The sequence below is a fragment of the Actinoplanes sp. NPDC051633 genome (assembly GCF_040681735.1).
Taxonomy (GTDB): Bacteria; Actinomycetota; Actinomycetes; order Mycobacteriales; family Micromonosporaceae; genus Actinoplanes.
Genome location: NZ_JBFAZH010001773.1, coordinates 1 through 1127 on the forward strand (window position 1 = coordinate 1; position 1127 = coordinate 1127).

At 69.2% G+C, this 1127-nt stretch carries 2 protein-coding genes; both read left to right on the plus strand.

What is annotated here, in order from left to right; all coding sequences use genetic code 11:
* Positions 1–607: cellulose binding domain-containing protein (locus AB0M20_RS45045; protein WP_364307769.1), on the plus strand; the 607-nt coding region annotated here is incomplete at its 5' end.
* A gap of 166 nt (positions 608–773) precedes the next feature.
* On the plus strand, positions 774–1127 hold a 354-nt coding region (locus tag AB0M20_RS45050), incomplete at its 3' end, for an RICIN domain-containing protein (protein ID WP_364307771.1).

A 1127-nucleotide genomic window follows, 5' to 3' on the forward strand; every position in this document is an offset into this window, starting at 1 on the left:
CCGGGACAGCTTCGTGCGTGCCAACGGGTGCACGGCACAGAATCCGCCGGAGCCGGCGCAGGGCAGCGGAACCCACATCACCACCACCTACTCGGGCTGCCGGGCCGGATACCCGGTCCAGTGGGCCGCCCACGACGGCGACCACGTTCCCCTCCCGGTGGACCGCAACGCCTCGACGTCGTGGGTCGCGGCCGAGGTGTGGCAGTTCTTCACCCAGTTCGGCAGCACGACGCCGCCCTCGTCGCCGTCGTCGCCCACCTCGCCGGACCCGGGCAGCCCGCAGCCCGGTGGGCCGTGCAGCGTCACCAGCACGGTCAACGCCTGGGGCAACGGGCTGACCGCGAACCTCACCGTCACCAACACCGGCAGCTCGGCCATCAACGGCTGGACCCTGGCCTTCAGCCTCGCGCCGGGTCAGACCATCACCAACGGCTGGAGCGCCACCTACTCGCCCAGCTCGGGACGGGTCACGGCGACCAATGTCAGCTACAACGCGGCCCTGGCGCCCGGCGCGTCGGTGAGCTTTGGATTCCAGGCCACGCACTCCGGCAACGCCGGGGCGCCGACCGCGTACGCCCTCAACGGCTCAAGCTGCACCACCGGCTGACGCCGGGACCGCACGGACCGAACCGGACAGGCGGCCGGCCTCGCCCACTTAGTCGGCCGCCTTTCCGCATCGGCTTGATGTGAGCGCTAACAACCAAACGGCAAGGAGCGACGAAATGAGTGCACCCGGAGCTCTGTTGCGGCGAGGGTCTGTGGCAATGACCGCCATGCTCGCACTATTGGCCGGCGTGGCGATCACGCTCGTGAATGTCCCGGCCGTGTCGGCCGCGACGATCGACACCAGCGCCTGGTACGTGCTGGTCAACCGCAACAGCGGCAAGGCGCTCGACGTGTACAACCTGGCCACCAACGACGGCGCCCGGATCACCCAGTGGTCACGCAACGACGGCAACCAGCAGCAGTGGCAGTTCGTCGACTCCGGCGGCGGCTACTACCGGCTCAAGTCGCGGCTGTCCGGTAAGGTCCTCGACGTCTCCGGCCGGTCCACCGCGGACGGCGGCGCCATCGTCCAGTGGACCGACAACAACGCCACCAACCAGCAGTTCAGCATCCAGGACATC